This is a genomic window from Pseudomonas sp. B21-019, assembly GCF_024749225.1.
In the GTDB taxonomy this organism is placed as follows: domain Bacteria; phylum Pseudomonadota; class Gammaproteobacteria; order Pseudomonadales; family Pseudomonadaceae; genus Aquipseudomonas.
The window spans coordinates 2,893,315-2,914,714 of sequence record NZ_CP087193.1 but is presented as its reverse complement, the minus strand read 5'-3'; the positions used below and the strand labels follow the sequence as shown (position 1 = coordinate 2,914,714).

Genomic DNA, 21,400 nt, shown 5'->3' with positions numbered 1-21,400 from the left:
GAAAAATGTCGCTAACGCTTTACTACCATCCGCTGGCTTCTTACTGCCACAAAGTGCTCATCGCGCTCTACGAAAACGGCATCGAGTTCGACAGAAGAATCATCGATCTCACGGACGCCGCCGACCGCGCAGAGCTTCAGGCATTGTGGCCAATCGGAAAATTCCCGGTACTTCGCGATCATGCTCGTCAACGTAATCTGCCGGAGTCCAGCGTCATCATCGAGTACCTGGATCGCCTGTATCCAGGTGAACAACGCCTGGTTCCAGACGATTGGGAGACCGCGTTGGAGGTGCGCTTATGGGACCGGTTTTTCGACAATTATCTACAAACACCGGTCCAACAGATTGTCAGTGATCGGATACACGCGACCAACGGTGATTTGACCAGGGAACGGGCCACGCTTGCGACGGCGTACAGCATGCTCGAGCGCCGGATGGCTTCCAGAATCTGGGTGGCCAGCCCGGACTTCAGCCTGGCCGATTGCGCCGCCGCCCCGGCGCTGTTCTATGCCTGCACACTGGTGCCGTTCCCCGACGACTACCAGCACTTGAGCGCCTATTTCGACCGGTTGATACAGCGACCGTCATTCCTGCGGGTGATCGACGAAGCCAGGCCCTGGTTTTCGTTCTATCCGTTTGCGGATCGCCTTGCACAACGGTTTCGGGAGGCGCCGGATAATGCATGACCCGTCATTGGCCGTAATGCGATCTGCATTTGGCCGTACGCGATCTGTAGCAGCTGGCGAAGCCTGCGTTCGGCTGCGTAGCAGTCGTAAAATCAGGCACTGCGTTCCGTCAGGCACACTGTGCATTCATGGTTTACGACTGCTGCGCAGCCGAACGCAGGCTTCGCCAGCTGCTACACGAAGTCAGAACCGTGGCTTGACCGTCCTCCACTCCGGCTTGTAACGCTGCATCTGCTTCACGTCATCGCGCTGGCGAATGCCGCAAGTCAGGTATTGATCGTGCAGCCTGGCCAATTGATCGTGATCCAGCTCAAGGCCCAGGCCAGGCGCACGGGTGATTTTCACGCAGCCATCAACGATCGGTAGTTTGCCGCCCTTAATCACTTCTTCGTCCGGTTCCTGCCAGGGGTAATGCGTGTCGCAGGCGTAATCGAGGTTGGGCACCGAAGCGGCGACATGCGCCATGGCCATCAGGCTGATGCCCAGGTGCGAATTGGAGTGCATGGACACGCCAAGGCCGAAGGTGTCGCACATTTTCGCCAGCGCCTGGGTGTCGCGCAGGCCGCCCCAGTAATGATGGTCGGCGAGCACGATCTGCACGCTGTTCAGGGTCACGCTGCGGCGGAACTCATCAAAATCAGTGACCACCATATTGGTCGCCAGTGGAAGACCCGTGCGTTTATGCAGCTCGGCCATGCCGTCGAGGCCCGGCGTCGGGTCTTCGTAATATTGCAGGTCGTCGCCCAGCAGCTCCGCCATGCGGATCGCGGTTTCCAGCGACCAGTTGCCGTTCGGGTCGATGCGCAGCGGGTAACCGGGAAAGGCCTTTTTCAGCGCCTTGATGCACGACACTTCGTGCTCCGGCGGCAATGTACCGGCCTTGAGTTTGATGCTCTTGAAACCGTAGGCCTCGATCATGCGTCGGGCCTGGGCGACGATCTGTTCTTCGTTCAGCGCTTCGCCCCAGTTGTCTGGTTTATACGGTGAGTCGATGTGTTGCGCGTACTTGAAGAACAAATAGGCGCTGAACGGAATTTCATCGCGAATCGCCCCACCCAGCAGGTCCACCAACGGCACGTTCAAGGCGTGCGCCTGTAGATCGAGAAACGCCACTTCGAACGCCGAATAGGCGTTGCTCACCGCTTTGCTGGCATGGGAACCGGGGGCCAGTTCCGCACCGGCAATGCTCTGGGTTTTGTTCGCCGCGACGGTGGCCTGCACGATGGCGCGCAACTGGTTGAGGTTGAACGGGTCGAGGCCGATCAACTGATCTTGCAGTTGCTGCTGGATCGCCAGTGCCGGTGCGTCGCCGTAGCTTTCGCCCAGGCCGATGTAGCCATTGTCGCTCTCGATCTCGATGATCGAGCGCAGCGCGAAGGGTTCGTGAATACCGCTGGCATTGAGCAACGGCGGGTCACGGAAGGCGATGGGGGTGACGGTGACTCGTTTGATTTTCAAGAGGCGGCTCCCTTTGGCTTGGTATTCAAGGCTTGATGACTGACAGAGTTTTTTGCTGCTGCATTTTTCGCGGCCACGGCTTCGACCGTTTTACCGGTGAGCGAACGGTGCGCATCACCACGGGGTGCCGTGCGGGCAAAAAAGATCACCACGGCCGCCACCAGCGAGGTCGCCGCCAGGCCGTACAAACCGCCTTCGATGGAACCGGTGGTCTGCTCCAGGAAACCGAACGCGGTCGGTGCGACGAAACCACCGAGGTTGCCAATGGAGTTGATCAAGGCGATTACCGCCGCCGCGATACGCGCATCCAGATAGCCTTGGGGAATCGGCCAGAACAGCGCCGAAGCCGCTTTGAAACCGATGGCCGCGAAACAGATGGCGACAAAGGCGAAGATCGGCCCGCCGGTGGTGGACATGAACATGCCGAACGCGGCAATCACCAGCGTCACGGCCACCCAGGCTTGCTGGTATTTCCATTTGCTGGCCATGGCGGCGAAGCCGTACATCGCCAGGATGGAAATGATCCACGGAATCGAGTTGAACAGGCCGACCTGGAAGTCGCCCAGGTTGCCCATCTTCTTGATCATGCTCGGCAGCCAGAACGTGGCGCCATAAATGGTCAGGGCGATGGAGAAGTAGATGAAGCAAAACAGCGCGATTTGCTTGTCGGCGAGCAACTTGAACATCGACGGTTTGACCGTCTGCACGGCTTCGCGAGCCTGTTGTTCCAGGGTAATGGCGCTGACCAGTGCGTCCTTTTCTTCGGCGTTCAGCCAGTTCGCCTGACGCGGATGGGATTGCAGCCAGAACCAGACGAACCCACAGAGCACGATGGAAGCGAAGCCTTCAATCAGGAACATCCACTGCCAGCCATGCAGGCTCAGGCCGCTGACGTGCAACAGCGCGCCGGACACCGGGCCGGAAATAACCGAAGCAATGGCCGAGCCGCTGAGGAAGATCGCCATGGCCTTGCCCCGCTCCGTCGACGGTAACCATTGGGTGAAGTAATAAATGATGCCGGGGAAAAAACCCGCCTCGGCGGCGCCGAGAATGAAGCGCAGCACATAGAAACTGGTTTCGCCGCGCACGAAGGCCATGGCCATCGCCGCCGCGCCCCAGGTGAACATGATGCGCGTCAGCCAGGCACGGGCACCGTAGCGTTGCAGCAGCATATTGGAAGGCACTTCGAAAATGGCGTAACCGATGAAGAACAGTCCGGCACCCAAGCCATAGGCCGCGGCGCCGATGCCCAGGTCGGTTTCCAGATGGCTGCGCACGAAGCCGATGTTGACCCGGTCGATGTAGTTGACGATGAACATCACCACGAACAGCGGCAGCACATGGCGCTTGACCTTGGCCGCTGCTCGGGCAAGGACGGTGGGGTCCGGCGGACTCGGATGGTTATTCAAGGGCGACTCCCGTTCATTGTTTTTTTAGGGGGAGAGCCGATCATGGACGCGCCTATTGATCCCGTCTAATCTAACTTGGCATTCGATTGATACCTGGATTAGATCAATGTTCGAACTGACGCAACTGCGCTGCTTCACCACCGTGGCCACTGAACTCAACTTCCGCCGGGCCGCCGAACGGTTGAACATGACCCAGCCGCCCCTCAGTCGGCAGATTCAACTGCTGGAGCATCACCTGGGCGTCGAGTTGTTCACCCGCAGCACCCGCAGCGTCGCCCTGACCGCCGCCGGCCGCGCGTTCTTCATCGAAGCCCAGAACCTGCTGGAGCGCGCCCAGCAAGCGGCCATCACCGCCCGGCGCTTCGCCGAAGGCGATATCGGTACGGTCAACATCAGCTTTGTCGGCAGCGCGGTGTACGAATTCCTGCCCAAGGTCATCGCGGAAGCACGACTCAAACAGCCTCAGGTCAAAATCGACCTGTCGGAAATGAACACCTACCAGCAGCACGAAGCCCTGCGCGCGCGCCGTATCGACCTGGGCATCGTCCGCGCGCCGTTGCTGGAGCCGGGTTATGCCACTGAATGCCTGGTGCGTGAACCCTTTGTGCTGGCCGTGCCCAGCAACCATCGGCTGGCCAGCGCACAAACCGTGTCCGTCAAAGACCTGGATGCACAACCGTTCCTCATGTACTCCCATGCGGCCTATCCGCCGTTCAACGAACTGCTGACCGGCATGCTCCGCTCGGCCCGCGTTGCTCCGGAATACGTACAGTGGCTCGGCTCATCACTGACGATCCTGGCGCTGGTCAACGCCGGCATGGGCCTGGCCCTGGTGCCGCGTTGCGCCACCAGCGTGGTGTTCAAGAACGTGGTGTTCCGCGATATCGATCTGGGGGAAGGTGTGCAAAGCGAGCTGCATTTGATCTGGCGCGAGAACAATGACAACCCGGCGTTTGCGATGTTGCTGGAGGGGATTCGCAAGGCTGTGCGGGAGGGATGGGGGTCGTAGGAACTGCTCCTGCGACCGGCCGATTACCGTTGCGCCAACTCATGCCGGATGCATTGCTCGTAATACGTTTGCTTGATGCCGGCAGGCTTGAGACGCGAAGGGCTGTTATAGGTTTGCTCCGTGATGCCCATGGCCGTCATGCGCATCCACGGTCGGGGAAACTTGCGCGATTGCAGCTTCTTGCGTGCTCCGTAAAGCGTAAGCCCGGAAAGTTTCGAGGCTTGCGCGCCCTCGGCTATTTCCGAGCCCCAGCTGCATACATAGCGAGAGTTCTTGCTCAGTTCCTTTGCCTGGGCTCCAAACGAAATAGCCACCAGGACAAACGTTGCAGTCATCCATACCAAAGTCCGCATATCGCCAATGCCTAACCTGCTGAAAAGAAAGCAAGTTTGACAACGAACCGAAGATCGGGGGGCCAGCAGTTTGCCTCATTTCATCATTGATTCTCTCTGCCAGGCCCGATGTAAAAGATCGATGACCTCTTCATCCGACGTCTGAGAGAAATCCGTGTACCAATAGCCGATCGATACCAGCCAATCAGGGGTGAGCGGGCAAATCAGCTCGTCCACTTCATCTCGCAGCGCCTCTGCCGTTTCCATGGGGGCCACCGGCACGGCAACGACGATGCGCGATGGTGCTTGCAGGCGCACGGCCTGTATCGCGGCCATCATCGTGGCCCCTGTCGCCAGGCCGTCATCGATCAGAATCACCACTTGATCCTTGAGCGCCAAAGGCTCGCGGGATTCCCGGAATAGCTGCTCGCGACGCAACATTTCCTGCGTTTCCTTCGCCACCACAGCGTCGAGCGTACGCTGGTCGATGCCGTTAGCCCGCAGCGCATCGTCATTGACGATTTGAATGCCACCGCTGGCGATAGCGCCCATGGCAAATTCCTGGTGGGACGGCACGCCCAGCTTGCGGACCAGCATCAGGTCCAGGCGAACCTCCAGGGCCGTGGCCACTTCATAGGCGACCGGCACGCCGCCACGGGGCAAGGCCAGGACGATGACATCGGCTCTTTTAGCGTATTTAAGCAACGGTTCCACCAGGCTTCGGCCGGCATCAACCCGGTCATGCAAGATGGTTTGCAACGAAGGACTGTGATTCATCTGAAAACCTCCCTGGGGCGGGAGCCCCAAAACGGGCAAGTCAATTTCGCTAAGGATGCTCGCGACTACACCGCTAGAACGCTGCAAGGCACCTGATACAGAATATGTTCGGTGGTGCTGCCGAGCAGTTTCTCCAGGCTGCCGTACTGTGTTCTGCCCATCACGATCACATCTATCTGGTGTTCGTGGGAAAACTCACTCAGCACCGACACCGGATGCCCCGTGATGAAATGCCGACATTCAGCGGGCACGCCGAACCGGGCGGCCAACTTGAGGAATGAGGTTTCCAGGTCCTTGCGCAATTCCCGGGTAAGCTCCGATAGCGTCAGGCCACCGCCCAGATCCGCCAGAAAAGCAGCCGGAATGTCACATGCGTACAGCAGATGCAACTCGGCATTGCATTGCAGCGCAAGGGCAGACGCCTGCAGGATGATCCGGTCGTTGAGTTCGCTGTTCGAAGGCTCGGTATCGACAACATCAACCGCGGCCACCACCTTCTGCGGCAAGGCATGGCTTTGGGCACCCACCAGATAGACCGGTACCGGACAATGGCGCAACAAACGCCAGTCCAGCGGCGTAAAGAACGCGCGCTTGAGCACGGGCTCATGCTGGACTTGCTTGATCAACAGATCGGGGTGCATTTCCGTGACGTGATCAAGGATGTCCTGGCGCATGTTGTCGGCCCAGGCGACCTCGGTTGTCACCTCGATCCCCCTGCCCTGCATTTTTTCCGCCTGCTCCTTGAGCCAGTCGCGGTGTTCCTGCAGGTAGCTCGCCCGAGCCACTTTCCGGTCGCCCTCTTCAAGTAACGACAGAACGTCCAACGAGGGGATCAGCGCAGCAATATGCAAACTCGCCCCACTGGCCTTGGCCACGGCAGCGGCATGGTTGAGCGCGGGAGACTGGCGCAGGAGCGGGTTGATGATCAGTAATAACCGTTGATACTGGCTCATGATCTGACTCCGGACAGCGATGGCGTTTTCGCCAGGTCAACAACCCGGCTTCAGCCCAGACTCCCCCCTTAAAGTCTCTTGGGCCTTGATTTATATCAATCCCCTGTGGGCGTCATTGAAGGTGCCCACTTGGGAAAGAATAGTTCACAACGGTGTTGCGGAAATGCCCACCGGATGGTCGATGGCCCGGGTTTGTTTGTGACTCAAGAATCGGTCACCCAGTCCCAAGAACAAACAACTCCAACATGGCCTCGACAGCATGCACCCGCAAAGACTGACCCTGCACAATGAGTTGCACGCGCGCCCTTCGCTGTATTTCGACGAGCCCGCCCACGTGTTTCATCTGGCGTTTCTGGCTAATGACGGGCAATGCGACACCCTGCTGAGTCGCTGCTGCCCCGGCCCCGTCGACCCGGATGCGGCCCAGGGCATCACCAGGCTGGAGGGGCATGCCTTGAAGTGGGAGCGGCACGCGGAGTTCCTGACGCTGACACTGGTGGTGCCTTCTTCCAGTCAGGAGCCTGACTGGAGCCAGCCCCCCAAGACCTTGATGGACCGCGTCGAACCCTTCATGCAGCACGTGATCAACGCCGTGCAGATTGTGGTGCGCAACGATGCCTCGTTTTCCGGCGATCTGTCGGCTTATGGATTCAAAGACCCTTGCGGCTCATGCATCGGCGGTGGCGATGCGACGGTCTGGAGCGATTTTCGCCTGAGCGAGGACGGCACTAACCGTTTCCTGTTCGTCAACAAGCGCCTGAATGCCTATCGCCAAGGCCGGATGATCCGCCGTCTGCTGGAAATCGAAACCTACCGCATGATGGCGTCGCTTTCCCTTACCACCGCGAAAACCTTGAGCGCTCAGCTCAACGTCTTCGATAAGACATTGGTCAACCTTTCGGAACGTAACGCCGGCCCTGATACCGGTAATGCGAAAGCGTTGTTGACTGATATCGCCAGTCTGTCGGCGCAAGTGGTCAGCAGCACCGCGAAAACCCGACACCGCTTCAGCGCCACCCAAGCGTATGCCCAGCTGGTTTTCGAGCGTTTGGGCGAACTCAGGGAAACTCACGTGGGCGATTGCCAGCGACTGGGTATCTTCATCGAAAGACGCTTCAAACCTACCGTCAGGTACTGTGACGTCACCGAACAACGCCTGGAGCAACTGGCCAAAAGCGTGGCCAACCTCGGGGATCTGCTGCAGGCGCGGGTGCAGGTTGAAATGGAAGAACAGAACTCGGAAATCCTGAGCAGCCTGAACGCTCGCGCCGATACCCAAATCAAAATCCAGCGTGCGGTCGAAGGCTTGTCGATTATCGCCATCACCTATTATTTGCTGAGCCTGTTCAAGCTGTTCTACTCGGGCCTGCACACCCTGGGCGCGGACATTTCCGCGCGGGACGCCATGCTGGCCATGACCCCGCTCGCGCTGTGCATCCTGCTGTTTATTTTGATCAGGATCAGAAAGGCCAAAGAACACTGATCAATCGGTTGGCGGCGTTCAAGGCTTGCGCAACAGGTAGGTATCCATGATCCACCCGTTGGCCAACCGCGCCGCCTTGCGCACCCGCTCAATTTCATCGGCCACGTCTTTGAGCTTGCCGCTGATCAGGATTTCATCCGGCGTCCCCAGATAGGCCCCCCAGTAAATGTCTGTCTCCTGATCAGCCACGTGATGGTAGGCATCTTGCGCATCCAGCATTACCACCAGGCTGTCGGCATCGCTTACCTGGCCGGCCGCCAGCCGTCGGCCGGTGGTGATTTCAATCGAGCGGCCGATGCTGTTCAGCGGCACCTTATGTTGCGCCGCCAGCGCCTGCACGCTGGTGATGCCGGGGATCACCTCGAATTCGAACAGACAACGACCGGACGCCAGAATCGCCTGCAGGATCCGAATGGTGCTGTCGTACAACGCCGGATCGCCCCACACCAGAAAACCGGCGCACTGGTCGTCGGTCATTTCCTCATCGATCAGCCGCTCGAACGTCTGCTGCTTGGCACGGTTCAGGTCTTCGACGCTGGCGTTGTAGTCCACATCGCCGCGCTCACGCTCCGGGCTGTGGGCTTCAACGAAGCGGTAGTCGCGATCGGTGATGTAGCGCTCGCAGATCTCGCGACGCAGGTCGATCAGTTTGTCTTTACTCTGGCCCTTGTCCATGAGGAAAAACACGTCGACCCGATTCAGCGCTTTCACCGCCTGCATCGTGATGTAGTCGGGGTTGCCGGCGCCGACACCGATGATCAAAAGTTTTTTCATCACAGCGCTCCTTCAGGGTCCATGCCCGTCAAGCGTAGCCGCCAGCGACCGTTGAACCGCAATTCGATGGCCGACAACGGTTCGACGTCGATCTGGTTGAACGCCGCGCCCTGCAACACCTGCATCAGCGCGGCGCGAATGACAAACGGATGGGTGATGGCAACGAAATGCTCCGGTGTCGCCTCAAGGGTCTTCAACCACGCGGCTACCCGCTCACCGAGCTGCGCCACCGATTCTCCCCCATGGGGCGCCGACGTCGGGTCGCTGAGCCAGGTCTGAAGCGTCTCGGGTTCGGATGTTTGCAAGTCGTCGATCGACGTGCCCTTCCAGCGTCCGAAATCGCAATCCCCCAATGCCGTGACAATCTCCACGTTGTCGCCAAACAGCTCAGCGGTTTGGCGGGTCCGCAGTTCAGGGCCGCAGAGTAAACGGGGGGCTCGCTTGAACTGACGACAGCGCGAGCCCTTCGCCGATTGCCAATCCATTTCCACGGGTTCATTCGTAGGAAAACGCGCCAGTTTCTGTGCGACGGTTCGAGCGTGACAAATCAGGGTCAAGCGGGTTGCCTGCACGAAGGTTCTCTCTGTCAGTGGAATGAAAGACGGCACGATGCCGTGCATTGTGCCGCAAGAAACGCAATCTGAATGCCTTCCTTGTAGCAGCTGCCGAGCCCGCGAGGCTGCGTTCGGCTGCGTAGCGGTCGTGAAATCAGGCACTGTGATCCGTCAGGCACACTGTGCACTCAGGGTTTACGACTGCTTCGCAGCCGAACGCAGCCTCGCGAGCTCGACAGCTGCTACGGCATCGGGCTCGCAGCCCATTTTATTCCTGAGCAGGGTTGATATCTCACACCTCTATGGGCGATGTCCTACAAAGCCTGTCGACATCCACTCAGCCCCGCACGCACGGGGGTTTCGCCCCATTTTAGTGCTTTTAAAATCCGCACAAAAATTAACTAGACATGTAGCGCACGTTACATAAATACTAATTTAGCGATTTATGAAATGAAACCGACATACCCATCCAGCAGGAGCCCGGATGCCCCCTCTCAGAGACCTGATCACCGAGCCCGGCCTGGACTTCACGCCGTCGGAACGCAAAGTCATACGTGCCTTGCTGGACCAGTACCCGCGTAACGGACTGGGCCCGATGTCACGCTTGGCCGAACATGCCGGTGTCAGCGATCCGACCATCGTGCGGCTGGTAAAAAAACTTGGTTTCAGCGGTTACGCCGATTTTCAGGAAGCCTTGCTCAGTGACATGGATCACCGCCTGCGCTCCCCCAGCACCCTGTTGCAGCCCCGCGCCCAACTCAAAAAAGATGACCCCTGGAGCCATTATCTGGCAGACAGCCATCGGGCACTGGTAGAAACCCAGGCGCTGACCCAGCCCGAAGATGTGCGGATTCTGGTGGAGTGGCTGCTCGACACCCGCCACCAGGTCCACTGCTTTGGCGGTCGCTTCAGCAGTTTCCTCGCCAACTATTTGCTCAATCACCTGCGCCTGTTGCGGCCCGGCTGTTTCGCCCTGGAAGACAACGCCCAGTTACCGGACCGGTTGTTTGACGTGCAGCGTCAGGACGTATTGCTGGTGTTCGACTATCGCCGCTATCAGTCCCAGGCCCTGCGGGTCGCCAATGCCGCGAAGAGCCGACATGCGCGTGTCGTGCTGTTCACCGACATCTACGCATCACCGCTGCGGGAAATAGCCGACCTGATCATCAGCGCACCGGTGGAATCGGCGTCGGCCTTCGACTCGATAGTGCCGGCGCTGGCCCAGGTTGAAGCACTGATTGCCTGCCTGACCCTGCGCAGCCCCGATCTGGCCGATCGCCTGGAAGGCATCGATGCCCTGCGAGCCGACTTCGACACTCACCTGCTGGAGGATAAATAAGGATGTTCATGCTCCCCCACCATTCGCCCCGGGACTTGCCGTTTACCGCCGATCACACCGCGCTGTTGCTGGTGGACATGCAACGTGCCTGGCTTGAGACGCAATTCGACCCGCACCTCAACGAGCCGGATGCCGACTACTTCCTGACCCGCGCCCGCACGCAGGTAGTGCCCAATCAACGCAGGCTGCTCAATGCCTTTCGCAGCGCCCGGCAAAACGTGTTGCACACACTCATCGAAAGCCTCACCGCCGATGGCCGCGATCGCTCGCTGGATCACAAACTCTCGGACATGCACCTGCCCAAGGGCAGCCCGCAAGCGCAAATCATCGAAGAGCTGACGCCGACCGAAAACGAAATCGTGCTGCCCAAGACCTCTTCCGGGGTGTTCAACTCCACCAGCATCGACTACGTGCTGCGCAACCTTGAAACCCGCCACCTGATCATCGCCGGCATCGTCACCGACCAATGCGTCGACATGGCCGTGCGCGACGCCGCCGACCGTGGCTACCTGGTGACGCTGGTCGAAGATGCCTGCGCCACCTACACCGAACAACGGCATCACGCCTGCCTGAACGCCATCAAGGGCTACTGCTGGATCACCGACACCCAGACCGTGCTTGGCCGGTTGCAGGAGATCCAGCCATGAGCGAACGCCTGTCACCACTGCCGATGACCACCATTGTCACCACCGACCTCATCGGCGTGACACGCGGCCGTTCTTTCCCCACCGACGAACTCGATGCCTATCAAGCGGCCGGTTGCGGCTGGGTACCGGCCAATAGCGCCCTGACCCCGCAAGACATCATCGCCACCAGCAACCCTTGGGGCGCTTATGGGGATTTACGGCTGATTCCCGATTTGAGCAGCCGGGTGACCGTCAACAACGGCCCGGATGCCGACGCCCCGGCGCTGGACTTCATTCACGGCGACATTCGCGAAACCGATGGCCGTCCGTGGGGCGCCTGCCCTCGTACGCTGTTGCGCAACGAAGTGGAGCGCTATCGCGACGAATTGGGTTTGCAGATCAACGCCGCGTTCGAACACGAATTCAACCTCGACAGCGGCGCGGCGGAGCACCTGGCGTTCTCTCTGGAAGCCCAGCGCCAGGGCGCCGGGTTCGGCGGCTGGCTGCTCAGTGCACTGCGGGCCGGCGGCGTCGAGCCGGAAATGTTCCTGCCGGAATACGGCAAGCACCAGTACGAAATCACCTGCCGCCCGGCCCTTGGTGTCGCTGCCGCCGACCGCGCGGTGAACGTGCGCGAGATCACCCGTGAGATCGCCCGGCAAATGGGCCTCAACCTGAGTTTTGCCCCCAAGACGGCCGAGCATGCCGTGTGCAACGGCGTGCATTTGCACGTGAGCCTGCAAGACATGGCCGGCCAACCGGTGATGTATGACGCCGACACCGCCAACGGCCTGTCGCCCCTCGGCCAGCATTGGGCTGCCGGCGTTCTGCATTACTTGCCAGCGCTCTGTGCGTTCACCGCGCCAACGCCGATTTCCTATGAACGCTTGCAGCCCCATCACTGGAGCGCTTCCTACGCCTGCCTCGGCCAACGCAACCGCGAAGCGGCGCTGCGGATTTGCCCGACCGTCAGCCTGGGCGGCAAATCCGTGGCGATGCAGTACAACCTGGAATTTCGCGCCATGGACGCCACCGCCTCACCGCACCTGGCCATGGCTGCATTGCTGATCGCCGGGCGCCTGGGTATCGAGCAGCGCCTGACGTTGAACGCCATCACCGATGAAATCCCTGACTCCCTGAACGAAGAGCAACGCCAGGCCCGCGGCATCGTCGCCCTGCCTGCGTCGCTGTCCCGGGCACTGGATTGCCTGCGCAACAGCGAGGCGCTGATCGAAGCCCTGCCGAGCGCGTTACTGGACACCTACTTCGCCCTGAAAACCGAGGAACTGACGCTGACGGAACAGCTCTCGCCCGCCGACCTCTGTGAGCACTATGCGCGCCTGTACTGAATCCGCCGAACTGGGCCTCTACACCCGGCCTGCCTACACCCTGAGCCGGGAAGCTTCCGAGCACCCGCTGATTCTGGTGTGTGAACACGCCAGTCGTTTTATCCCGGACCGGTTAAACGACCTGGGCCTGAGCGACGAGGCCGCCCGCGAACACATCGCCTGGGATATCGGCGCCCTGGCGCTGGCCGAGGGTTTGGCCGAAGCGCTGGGCGCAACCCTGTTGGCGGCCAACTATTCACGGCTGTTGATCGACCTCAACCGCCCGCGCCACGCGCCAGACAGCATTCCGTTGCAGAGCGAGATTTATCAGGTGCCGGGCAATCGCGATCTGGATGAGGCCACCCGTGAATACCGCCGACACTGCCTGTTCAAGCCGTTTCATGCACGCCTGCAAACCTTGATTGACGCCCGCGTGGAGCAAAATAAACCGGTTCGAGTGGTGGGGATTCACAGTTTCACGCCGATATATTACGGCCAGCCACGACCGCTGGAAGTCGGTGTGTTGTACGGGAAGGCCTGGGACTACGCCCAGCGAGTAATCGACGGCCTGAGCCGGCACCCATTGAAAATCGCCGGTAATCAGCCGTACAAAGTCGATCCGCTGGGTGACATGACCGTACCGGTTCACGGCGACGCCCGCGGGCTGGACTCGGTGCTGATCGAGGTGCGCAACGACCTGCTGCGCACCCCCGAGGACGTCAGTCGCTGGACCGACTATCTGGCGCCGCTGCTATAGCAACAGCTTCAAACTTGCAGCGTGCAGCTGCTTTCATATCAAGGAGAACGGCTTCATGGACATTGAAGAATTCGGCTACAAGCAAGAGTTGAAACGCAGCCTGTCACTGACCGACCTGGTGGTGTACGGGATGATCTTCATGATCCCCATCGCACCGTTCGGCGTGTATGGTTACGTCAACGCCGAAGCACCCGGCATGGTGCCGCTGGCCTACATCATCGGCATGGTGGCGATGCTGTTCACCGCCCTCAGTTACGGCAGCATGGCCCGGGCCTATCCGGTGGCGGGCTCCGTGTATTCCTACGCACAACGCGGCCTCAACCAACATGTCGGGTTTATCGCCGGCTGGCTGATGCTGCTCGATTACCTGCTGATTCCGCCGTTGCTCTACGTGTACGCGGCGATGGCGCTGAATCATTTGTACCCGGACATCCCGAAAGTCGGCTTCATCCTGGCCTTTCTGGTCAGCGCCACCTTCGTCAACCTGCGGGGCATCACCTTCACCGCACGCATGAACATCATCTTCCTGCTGGCGCAACTGGTGGTGCTGGGGATCTTCCTGTTCTACGCCTGGAATGCCTTGCACAGTGGCGGCGGTAACGGTCAGCTGACCCTGGCGCCGTTGTACAACCCCGCAACCTTCAACTTCGCCCTGCTGATGCAAGCGGTGTCGATTGCGGTGCTGTCGTTCCTCGGTTTCGATGCCATTTCCACCCTCGCCGAAGAGATCAAGGGCGATCCGGGCCGCAGCGTCGGCAAGGCTGCGCTGATCACGCTGCTGGTGATGGGCGTGATCTTCGTCGTGCAGACCTGGATCGCCACCGACCTGGCCGCCGGCCTGGGCTTCAAGTCCGCCGACACCGCGTTCTATGAAATCGCCGAAATCGCCGCCGGCAGCTGGCTGGCCACCCTGACCGCCGTGGCCACCGCGCTGGCCTGGGGTGTGGCCGTCGCCATTACCTCCCAAGCGGCGGTTTCGCGACTGCTGTTCGGCATGGCCCGGGATGGCAAACTGCCAAAAGTGCTGGCCAAGGTGCATCCGAAACACAACACGCCGTACTTGAGCATTTATCTGGTGGCGGTGCTGTCGCTGGTAATCTGCTACCTGTTCATCAACTCGGTGGACACCCTCACCTCCCTGGTGAACTTCGGCGCCCTGAGCGGCTTCATGCTGCTGCATCTGACCGTGATCAACTACTACTGGCGTCGGCAGAAGTCCGGCCAGGTGATCCGTCACCTGATCTGCCCGGTCATCGGCTTCATCATCGTCGCGGCCATCATGTACAACATGGGCGTCGATGCACAGAAACTCGGCCTGATCTGGATTGCCCTGGGCCTGGTCTATCTGTTCTTCCTCAACAAACTGGGTACCAGCACGGCACTGCCCGACCCAAGCAATGGCTGACAAGAAAAAGAGCAGCGTCTGACACGATTTCAGGCGTCCGCCGATTTAACGCGTGGAAACCGACAGTGATAGTCAGGTTCGGTGCAAGCCGCCGAACCTTTTGATACAGGAGTATGTCCATGCTGGTCTTACGTCCAGTCGAGTTAACCGACCTGCCCCAGTTGCAGCAGCTGGCGCGCGACAGTCTGGTGGGGGTCACGTCCTTGCCGGACGACACCGAACGCCTGAGGGAGAAAATTCTCGATTCCTGTGCTTCGTTCGAAAAAGACGTCCAGGGCCAAGGTCCGGAGAACTATTTCTTCGTGCTGGAAAACCTGACGACTCGCCGTCTGGTCGGCTGCTCGGAAGTGCTCGCCACCGCCGGGTTCGGCGAGCCGTTCTACAGTTTGCGCAACCGCCATTTCACCAGCGCCTCACGGGAGCTGAACATCGAGCATGGGGTGCCGGCGTTGTCGTTGTGCCAAGACCTCAGCGGTCATTCCTTGTTGCGCGGTTTCCATATCGACTCGGCGCTGGAGCACACGCCATTTTCCGAGTTGCTGTCCCGGGCGCGGCTGCTGTTCATCGCCGCCCACCCGGCACGTTTTGCCGAAGCGGTGATCACCGAGATCGTCGGTTACAGCGACGAACAGGGGCAATCGCCGTTCTGGGATGCGCTGGGCAAGCATTTCTTCGATTTGCCTTATGTCGAGGCCGAGCGGCTTTGCGGCCTGCAGAGCCGGACATTCCTCGCCGAATTGATGCCGCAATACCCGATCTACGTGCCGATGCTGTCGCAGGCAGCACAAAACTGCATCGGCCGGATCCACCCCGATGGCCAGGAGGCCTTCGACATTCTGGAGCGCGAAGGCTTCGAGACCAACAGCTACATCGACCTGTTCGACGGCGGCCCGACGCTTTACGCCCGCACCTCAAGCATTCGTTCCATCGCCCAGAGCCAGGCCGGCACGGTGCAAACCGGCTCGCCCATCGACGCCCGTGGCAGTTACCTGGTGAGCAACGATTCGTTGAAGGGCTACCGCGCCATCGTCGCCGAACTGGACTACTGCGCCGGGCAACCTATCGCCTTGAGCGCCGAGATGTGCGCGGCCTTGAACGTGACCGACGCCAGTGCGATCCGGCTGATCGCCCTGTGAGCGGCAACCGGCCCCGAGTCCAACGACAGCGCCCGAGCAGGCGCGAAGAAGGAGCTGCATCATGATTTTGCGCCCGGTTCAAATGACCGACCTGCCCGCTTTACTCGATTTGGTACAACGGGCCGGCCCCGGGTTCACTACCCTGCCGGCCAACGAAGAGCGCCTGACCCACCGGGTGCGCTGGGCCCAGCGGACTTTCGCCGGACAGGTCGAGCGCGCGGATGCCGACTACCTGTTTGTGCTCGAAGACGATGATCAGCAAGTGGTCGGCGTCAGTGCCCTGGTCGGGGCCGTCGGTCTGCGGGAGCCCTGGTACAACTATCGGGTCGGGCTCACGGTCAGTTCATCGCCGGACCTGGGCATTCAGCGCCAGATCCCCACGTTGTTCCTCAACAACGAAATGACCGGGCAATCGGAAATCTGCTCACTGTTTCTGCGACACGATCAACGCTATGGCAGTAACGGTCGATTGCTGTCGCTGGGGCGTCTGCTGTTCGTTGCCGAATTCCCCCAGCTGTTCGGCGACAAGCTCATCGCCGAACTGCGTGGCAGTGCCGACGAACAAGGCTGCTCGCCGTTCTGGGACAGCCTGGGCCGGCACTTTTTCAAGATGGATTTCAGCCATGCCGATCACTTGTCGGGGCTGGGCAGCAAAGCGTTCATCGCCGAACTGATGCCGCGCCAACCGCTCTACACCTGCCTGCTCACCGAACAGGCCCAGGCGGTGATCGGCAAGCCTCACCCCAACACCGAACCGGCGCTGAAGATCCTCACCGCCGAGGGGTTTGCCCATAAGGGTTACATCGACATATTCGACGCAGGCCCGGTGATCGAAGCCCCGGTGTCGAGAATCCGCGCGGTGCGCGACAGCCAATCATTGATGCTGGCCATCGGCACGCCCGACGACCAGGCCCCGGTATGGCTGATCCACAACCGTCGCCTGGAAAGCTGCCGCATCACCACCGCCCGGGCACGGCTGGTGGGCAATAGCCTGATGGTCGACCGCCTCACCGCCAAACGCCTGCAATTGCAGCCCGGCAGCTCGGTACGCGCCGTGCCGCTGCGCAACCAACAGCAGCAAGCGGTAGCAGCGTGAGCTGTAGCCGCTGGCGAAGCCTCGTTCGGACGTAGCAGTCATAAAACCTGCCATTTCGGTCTTTCAGACTGATCGCTGATTTGCGCATGACTTCTGATCTGATGGCGAGCGCTTCGCACTCGAACGCAGCCTTCGGCAGCTGCTACAAAGGATCGCGTGAAGACCAGCATTGGTGTCAATCCAGATGATGTGCCCTTGCCAAAAAAATTCGTCATCATCCTTTACCCGCCCGCGTGATAGCCTTTTGTTCCTTCGGCGTTGACACTTTTGCTCAAGCCCTTCCATTCCTTTATATGGTGGAACTCGTATGTCCAGGCTTTCTCATCAAGATTTGCGCCGTAATTTCCGCCGACTGCTCGCATCCAACACCTGCTACCACACGGCCTCGGTCTTCGATCCGATGTCGGCACGCATCGCCGCCGACCTGGGTTTTGAGGTGGGCATCCTGGGTGGTTCGGTGGCGTCGCTGCAGGTATTGGGCGCCCCCGATTTTGCGTTGATCACCCTCAGTGAGTTCGCCGAACAGGCCACCCGCATCGGTCGAGTGGCGCAATTGCCGGTCATTGCCGACGCCGACCACGGCTACGGCAATGCGCTCAATGTCATGCGCACCATCGTCGAACTCGAACGCGCCGGCGTGGCCGCCCTGACCATCGAAGACACCCTGCTGCCGGCGCAATTCGGTCGCAAGTCCACCGACCTGATCACTGTCGCCGAAGGTGTCGGCAAGATCCGCGCGGCGCTGGAAGCCCGGGTCGACCCGGAAATGGCGATCATCGCCCGCACCAACGCCGGGATCCTGCCGGTCCAGGAAATCATCAGCCGCACCCAACATTACCAACAGGCCGGGGCCGACGGGATTTGCATGGTGGGCGTGCAGGACTTCGATCATCTGGAACAGATCGCCGAACACCTGAGCGTACCGCTGATGCTGGTCACCTACGGCAACCCGTTGCTGCGCGACGACAAGCGCCTGGCCGAATTGGGCGTGCGCGTTACCATCGACGGCCATGGCGCCTACTTCGCAGCGATCAAAGCCACTTATGACAGCCTGCGCGAACAACGCCAGATTTTCACCCAGGCCTCCGACCTGAACGCCACCGAACTGACGCATACCTATACGCAGCCTGAGGATTACATTCGTTGGGCGGAAGAGTTCATGCGCGTTAAAGAATGACGGCACAAGCGCCCTCACCACAGCGCTCGCGCGTCTGTAGTGAGGGTGCAGTCAAACCATATGCACTGCTTTCGATTCGGCCTTCGGCGCCACCTCAAACCGATCCGCCAGAAACGGTGTGATATCCAGCGGCAACGGCTCGTTATTCACCAGTTTGTCCAGCAACACGCCGGTAATCGCCGAGGTCAGGATGCCGGTGCGGAAATGTCCGCAGGCATTGAGGTAACCCTGCACGCCTTTCATCGGCCCGAGAATCGGCAGTTCGTCCGGCGAACCAGGACGTAACCCGGCCCAGCAACGTTTCAGGCTGATGTCGGCGAGCGCCGGAATGCAGCGCACCGCGCCTTGCACCAGACCGCGGATTTCCGGGTAGGTGGTAGTCACGTCAAAACCTTTGTCTTCGGTGGTGCTGCCGATCAGGATTTCGCCATTGTCTTTCTGCGCCACGTAACAGTCGCTGGTGGTCAGGCAACCGCGCAGGATCTTCGGCATACGCTCGGTCAGCAGGATCTGGCCCTTCACCGGTTTCACCGGAATGCGAATGCCGGTGGCCTGCTCGCTGAGATCGGCGGCCCAGGCACCAGCAGCGTTGATCAGCGTATCGCAACGGAACACGCCGGCCTCGGAGGTCTGCACGCCAATGACCTGCGAGCCGTGGTGCAGCACCCCGGTGACGTTGGTGTTGAAATACAGGTCCACACCGTTTTGCCGCGCGCCTTCGGTGTAGGCATCGGCCAGGCGGAACGGGCTGACCTGATGGTCGCAGAGAAACTCCAGCGCCCCCCTCGCCTCATGGCTGACACTTGGCTCGACTTCGCGCAGTGCCGCTTGATCGAGCCAGCGCACCTGATCCGCCAAGTGCGGAATGCACGCCACGATGTGCTCGGCGTAGAGCCGGTCTTCATCGTCGTAGATCACGAATTTCAAGCCGGTCTTCTCGAACTTGAAATCCATCCCGTGATTGTCCTGCAGCTCCCGGTGCAAATCCGGGTACATCGCGTTGGACTGCAAGGCGAAATCGAAGAACGACTGGGGCAGGATATGCGGCGTGCTGGAGTCCACAGCCACCGCCGCGCCCTGGGCTTCGCGCTTGCGATTGGCCGACATCATGCGGAAGAAAATCACCCCACAGCCCAGGCCCACCGACTCACCGATCGCCCACAAGCCACCGGCGGAAGCGCGGGTCGCGTTACCGGGACGCTTGGCGTCGATCAGCGCGATTTTCAGGTGTTTGCGCTTGGATAACTGATAGGCGCAGGACGCCCCGATCACACCGCCGCCGGCGATGATCACGTCGTAGAACTTACTCATGGCTTGCAGCCCCCGTGCCGACAGACTGGAACGCTGAAAAAGGCACCGGATCGACGGGGAAGCGCGGTCGCAACCAGCCCACATCTTGCCGCCCGGTGGCTTCGCGCAAACGGTCGGTGCAATAACCGACGCACATCCGCCCCTGACAGTCGCCCATGCTCACGCGGGTGCGCATTTTCAGGCTGGCCAGGTCTTGCACACCCTGCTCCAGCGCCCGATCGATATCGGCGCGGGTCGCGTGCTCACAGCGGCAAATCACCGTGTCGGCAGCCGGCAATGCAGTCTGCCCGGCACCGCGTGCGGTGTAACGGTCGACGGCGGCGCGAAAGCGCACGATCGACTTGAGTTTCGACAGGTAGCGATCACGTCTGACCCGCGCCAGCTCTGCGTCCAGCACGTCACGTTGCAGCAGGATCGACACTGCCGCGATTCGTCCAGCGAGCATGGCCGCCTCGCCACCGCGAATTCCGCCCATGTCACCGGCCAGATGCACATGGGGTTCGCTGCTTTGCTGCCAGACATTGGCGCTGGCCCGCAGGTAGCCGTCATCGCTGAAACTGTGGTCCAGACCCATTTGCTGGCTGAGTTGGGTGCGAGGAATGAAGCCATAGCCGACCGCCAGGGTCTGCGCGGCAATCCGTTCGGCGCGGCTCAGGTCTGGCTCCCAGGTGCTGGAGTACGGCGCAACGGTCACTGATTTCAACTCTTCCTCGCCTTGAGCCTCGACCACGCCCCAGCCATAGAGCATGGGAATGCCGTGCAGTTTCAGGTACGCGAGCATGCTCAACCCGTCGAGGAACAACTGCGGTTTGTTCAATAGCGCGAGGCTTTCCCGGGCGATCTTGCCGAACGCACACGCCTCGTAGACTCCGGCGACGCTCACCCCCGAAGCGTGCAGTTGGCAGGCCACCAGCGGTAACAGCGGACCGGTGCCAGTAATCACCACCGGCCCCTGGGGTTGAACGACGCCGCTCTTGATTTGCAGTTGCAAACCACCCAGCAGAATCACCCCAGGCAAGGTCCAGCCGGGGAACGGTACGCTGCGCTCATGGCAACCGGCAGCCAACAGCAGCTGCGGGTATCGGACCTCCTGCAAATGCTCATTGACGTCCAGCACCACCAACGCCCGGGTACCTTCGGCGCCGACCACGCGGTGGTTCAAGCGCACGTCGATCAGGCCCGACTGCTCGTGGAATTCTCCATGCAGTTTGGCCAGCACTTCCGAATAGCGTGGCCCCAGGTAATCCAGTTGCACGTTATCGCGCAAGGGGCCGCGATAGACCACCCCGCCAAGACGCGAAGCCTCTTCGAGCAAGGTACAACGCACACCATGGCGCGCCAGTTCAATGGCCGCGGCCATACCCGCCGGCCCGCCGCCGACGATCACCGGTTGCAGGCTCATAAAACCTCCTGCCCGGCGATACGGTTGACCCGGGTTTCGATGCTCATGCCCTCACGCACGATTGTCTGGCAGGCGCGCCGTTTGTGCCGGCCATCGATTTTCACCAGGCAGCATTGGCACACGCCCATGCCGCAATAGGCACCGCTGAGTTGATCGTGATCGTTTCGGGCCACCTGGCGAATGCCCAGTGATTGAATGACCGTCAGGACGGTTTCGCCGATGGCGGCGCTGACGGTCTGGCCATTGATGCGCACAGTCATATCCGCCCGCACCAGCGGCTGGATATCGAAGGTTCGGTTTATGCGTTGCATTGCGATTGTTCATCCGTGAAAGGTTCAGGTGAGATTCTTCAGCTCCATGCTGCACTACACCTTGCGGGCCACCTGAC

General features: G+C 60.5%; 21 protein-coding genes. 11 read left to right on the top strand and 10 right to left on the bottom strand.

The genetic code is table 11. The features are described 5' to 3' along the window. Window positions 1-5 precede the first annotated feature (5 nt). Window positions 6-686 (top strand): glutathione S-transferase family protein, encoded by a 681-nt coding sequence (locus LOY36_RS13065; protein ID WP_019651630.1) that lies wholly within the window; start codon window positions 6-8, stop codon window positions 684-686. Between the two features lie 183 nt (window positions 687-869). On the opposite strand, the gene LOY36_RS13060 is transcribed toward LOY36_RS13065, so the two are convergent. Beyond that, entirely contained in the window at window positions 870-2,144 is a 1,275-nt protein-coding gene (locus LOY36_RS13060; protein ID WP_019651631.1) for a glucarate dehydratase family protein, read from the bottom strand. Continuing rightward, on the bottom strand, window positions 2,141-3,553 hold the full coding sequence (locus LOY36_RS13055; RefSeq protein WP_258673922.1) for an MFS transporter: 1,413 nt from the start codon (window positions 3,551-3,553) through the stop codon (window positions 2,141-2,143). The genes LOY36_RS13060 and LOY36_RS13055 overlap by 4 nt, the downstream gene beginning before the upstream one ends. A gap of 106 nt (window positions 3,554-3,659) precedes the next feature. On the opposite strand from LOY36_RS13055, the gene LOY36_RS13050 reads away from it, so the two are divergent. Beyond that, window positions 3,660-4,562, top strand: coding sequence for a LysR substrate-binding domain-containing protein (locus LOY36_RS13050; RefSeq protein ID WP_258673921.1), 903 nt, complete (start codon window positions 3,660-3,662; stop codon window positions 4,560-4,562). Window positions 4,563-4,585: 23 nt separating this feature from the next. Here LOY36_RS13050 and LOY36_RS13045 read toward each other — a convergent pair whose 3' ends face one another. From LOY36_RS13045 to LOY36_RS13035, 3 genes are all read right to left on the bottom strand, one after another. Continuing rightward, complete coding sequence (locus LOY36_RS13045) at window positions 4,586-4,915, bottom strand: hypothetical protein (protein ID WP_018928995.1); 330 nt, start codon at window positions 4,913-4,915, stop codon at window positions 4,586-4,588. Between the two features lie 75 nt (window positions 4,916-4,990). Then, window positions 4,991-5,671 (bottom strand): phosphoribosyltransferase, encoded by a 681-nt coding sequence (locus tag LOY36_RS13040; RefSeq protein ID WP_258673920.1) that lies wholly within the window; start codon window positions 5,669-5,671, stop codon window positions 4,991-4,993. 65 nt (window positions 5,672-5,736) lie between these two features. Continuing rightward, window positions 5,737-6,624, bottom strand: a complete 888-nt coding sequence (locus LOY36_RS13035) for a universal stress protein (RefSeq protein ID WP_258673919.1) — start codon at window positions 6,622-6,624, stop codon at window positions 5,737-5,739. A 259-nt stretch (window positions 6,625-6,883) separates the two neighbouring features. Between LOY36_RS13035 and LOY36_RS13030 the strand changes: the two genes are divergently transcribed. Next, window positions 6,884-8,107 (top strand): DUF3422 domain-containing protein, encoded by a 1,224-nt coding sequence (locus LOY36_RS13030; RefSeq protein ID WP_019651636.1) that lies wholly within the window; start codon window positions 6,884-6,886, stop codon window positions 8,105-8,107. An 18-nt stretch (window positions 8,108-8,125) separates the two neighbouring features. On the opposite strand, the gene cobF is transcribed toward LOY36_RS13030, so the two are convergent. Next, complete coding sequence (gene cobF, locus LOY36_RS13025) at window positions 8,126-8,881, bottom strand: precorrin-6A synthase (deacetylating) (protein ID WP_258673918.1); 756 nt, start codon at window positions 8,879-8,881, stop codon at window positions 8,126-8,128. Further along, complete coding sequence (locus LOY36_RS13020) at window positions 8,881-9,453, bottom strand: histidine phosphatase family protein (RefSeq protein WP_258673917.1); 573 nt, start codon at window positions 9,451-9,453, stop codon at window positions 8,881-8,883. The genes cobF and LOY36_RS13020 overlap by 1 nt, the downstream gene beginning before the upstream one ends. A gap of 466 nt (window positions 9,454-9,919) precedes the next feature. On the opposite strand from LOY36_RS13020, the gene LOY36_RS13015 reads away from it, so the two are divergent. From LOY36_RS13015 to LOY36_RS12980, 8 genes are all read left to right on the top strand, one after another. Then, on the top strand, window positions 9,920-10,774 hold the full coding sequence (locus LOY36_RS13015) for a MurR/RpiR family transcriptional regulator (RefSeq protein ID WP_018928989.1): 855 nt from the start codon (window positions 9,920-9,922) through the stop codon (window positions 10,772-10,774). Between the two features lie 2 nt (window positions 10,775-10,776). Further along, window positions 10,777-11,421: an isochorismatase family cysteine hydrolase gene (locus LOY36_RS13010; RefSeq protein WP_258673916.1), complete on the top strand. Its 645-nt coding sequence runs from the start codon at window positions 10,777-10,779 to the stop codon at window positions 11,419-11,421. Then, window positions 11,418-12,749 (top strand): glutamine synthetase family protein, encoded by a 1,332-nt coding sequence (locus LOY36_RS13005; RefSeq protein ID WP_258673914.1) that lies wholly within the window; start codon window positions 11,418-11,420, stop codon window positions 12,747-12,749. Before LOY36_RS13010 ends, LOY36_RS13005 begins: the two co-directional genes overlap by 4 nt. Next, window positions 12,733-13,485 (top strand): N-formylglutamate amidohydrolase, encoded by a 753-nt coding sequence (locus tag LOY36_RS13000; RefSeq protein WP_019651641.1) that lies wholly within the window; start codon window positions 12,733-12,735, stop codon window positions 13,483-13,485. The genes LOY36_RS13005 and LOY36_RS13000 overlap by 17 nt, the downstream gene beginning before the upstream one ends. A gap of 55 nt (window positions 13,486-13,540) precedes the next feature. Then, complete coding sequence (locus LOY36_RS12995; RefSeq protein ID WP_019651642.1) at window positions 13,541-14,890, top strand: APC family permease; 1,350 nt, start codon at window positions 13,541-13,543, stop codon at window positions 14,888-14,890. A 119-nt stretch (window positions 14,891-15,009) separates the two neighbouring features. Then, on the top strand, window positions 15,010-16,026 hold the full coding sequence (locus LOY36_RS12990; protein WP_258673911.1) for an arginine N-succinyltransferase: 1,017 nt from the start codon (window positions 15,010-15,012) through the stop codon (window positions 16,024-16,026). A gap of 61 nt (window positions 16,027-16,087) precedes the next feature. Then, window positions 16,088-17,122 carry an arginine N-succinyltransferase gene (gene astA / locus LOY36_RS12985; RefSeq protein WP_019651644.1) on the top strand — a complete coding sequence of 345 codons (1,035 nt, stop codon included), beginning with the start codon at window positions 16,088-16,090 and terminating at the stop codon, window positions 17,120-17,122. A gap of 307 nt (window positions 17,123-17,429) precedes the next feature. After that, window positions 17,430-18,299: an oxaloacetate decarboxylase gene (locus LOY36_RS12980; RefSeq protein WP_019651645.1), complete on the top strand. Its 870-nt coding sequence runs from the start codon at window positions 17,430-17,432 to the stop codon at window positions 18,297-18,299. Window positions 18,300-18,350: 51 nt separating this feature from the next. Here LOY36_RS12980 and hcnC read toward each other — a convergent pair whose 3' ends face one another. From hcnC to LOY36_RS12965, 3 genes are read right to left on the bottom strand one after another with little or no spacing between them, the layout of a single operon-like run. Further along, window positions 18,351-19,610: a cyanide-forming glycine dehydrogenase subunit HcnC gene (hcnC, locus tag LOY36_RS12975; RefSeq protein WP_019651646.1), complete on the bottom strand. Its 1,260-nt coding sequence runs from the start codon at window positions 19,608-19,610 to the stop codon at window positions 18,351-18,353. Continuing rightward, window positions 19,603-21,012 carry a cyanide-forming glycine dehydrogenase subunit HcnB gene (gene hcnB, locus LOY36_RS12970; protein WP_258673910.1) on the bottom strand — a complete coding sequence of 470 codons (1,410 nt, stop codon included), beginning with the start codon at window positions 21,010-21,012 and terminating at the stop codon, window positions 19,603-19,605. The genes hcnC and hcnB overlap by 8 nt, the downstream gene beginning before the upstream one ends. Next, window positions 21,009-21,323 carry a (2Fe-2S)-binding protein gene (locus tag LOY36_RS12965; RefSeq protein WP_258673909.1) on the bottom strand — a complete coding sequence of 105 codons (315 nt, stop codon included), beginning with the start codon at window positions 21,321-21,323 and terminating at the stop codon, window positions 21,009-21,011. The genes hcnB and LOY36_RS12965 overlap by 4 nt, the downstream gene beginning before the upstream one ends. Window positions 21,324-21,400: the final 77 nt, after the last annotated feature.

Excerpts from the sequence above, each read along its gene's own strand:
- LOY36_RS13030 (WP_019651636.1), top strand. The coding sequence starts at position 6,884 with ATGCACCCGCAAAGACTGACCCTGCACAATGAGTTGCACGCGCGCCCT.
- LOY36_RS13045 (WP_018928995.1), bottom strand. The coding sequence starts at position 4,915 with ATGCGGACTTTGGTATGGATGACTGCAACGTTTGTCCTGGTGGCTATT.
- LOY36_RS13015 (WP_018928989.1), top strand. The coding sequence starts at position 9,920 with ATGCCCCCTCTCAGAGACCTGATCACCGAGCCCGGCCTGGACTTCACG.
- LOY36_RS12965 (WP_258673909.1), bottom strand. The coding sequence starts at position 21,323 with ATGCAACGCATAAACCGAACCTTCGATATCCAGCCGCTGGTGCGGGCG.
- LOY36_RS12995 (WP_019651642.1), top strand. The coding sequence starts at position 13,541 with ATGGACATTGAAGAATTCGGCTACAAGCAAGAGTTGAAACGCAGCCTG.
- astA (WP_019651644.1), top strand. The coding sequence starts at position 16,088 with ATGATTTTGCGCCCGGTTCAAATGACCGACCTGCCCGCTTTACTCGAT.
- LOY36_RS13000 (WP_019651641.1), top strand. The coding sequence starts at position 12,733 with ATGCGCGCCTGTACTGAATCCGCCGAACTGGGCCTCTACACCCGGCCT.
- LOY36_RS12990 (WP_258673911.1), top strand. The coding sequence starts at position 15,010 with ATGCTGGTCTTACGTCCAGTCGAGTTAACCGACCTGCCCCAGTTGCAG.
- LOY36_RS13010 (WP_258673916.1), top strand. The coding sequence starts at position 10,777 with ATGTTCATGCTCCCCCACCATTCGCCCCGGGACTTGCCGTTTACCGCC.
- LOY36_RS13050 (WP_258673921.1), top strand. The coding sequence starts at position 3,660 with ATGTTCGAACTGACGCAACTGCGCTGCTTCACCACCGTGGCCACTGAA.
- LOY36_RS13065 (WP_019651630.1), top strand. The coding sequence starts at position 6 with ATGTCGCTAACGCTTTACTACCATCCGCTGGCTTCTTACTGCCACAAA.
- LOY36_RS12980 (WP_019651645.1), top strand. The coding sequence starts at position 17,430 with ATGTCCAGGCTTTCTCATCAAGATTTGCGCCGTAATTTCCGCCGACTG.
- LOY36_RS13035 (WP_258673919.1), bottom strand. The coding sequence starts at position 6,624 with ATGAGCCAGTATCAACGGTTATTACTGATCATCAACCCGCTCCTGCGC.
- hcnC (WP_019651646.1), bottom strand. The coding sequence starts at position 19,610 with ATGAGTAAGTTCTACGACGTGATCATCGCCGGCGGCGGTGTGATCGGG.
- hcnB (WP_258673910.1), bottom strand. The coding sequence starts at position 21,012 with ATGAGCCTGCAACCGGTGATCGTCGGCGGCGGGCCGGCGGGTATGGCC.
- LOY36_RS13040 (WP_258673920.1), bottom strand. The coding sequence starts at position 5,671 with ATGAATCACAGTCCTTCGTTGCAAACCATCTTGCATGACCGGGTTGAT.
- LOY36_RS13005 (WP_258673914.1), top strand. The coding sequence starts at position 11,418 with ATGAGCGAACGCCTGTCACCACTGCCGATGACCACCATTGTCACCACC.
- cobF (WP_258673918.1), bottom strand. The coding sequence starts at position 8,881 with ATGAAAAAACTTTTGATCATCGGTGTCGGCGCCGGCAACCCCGACTAC.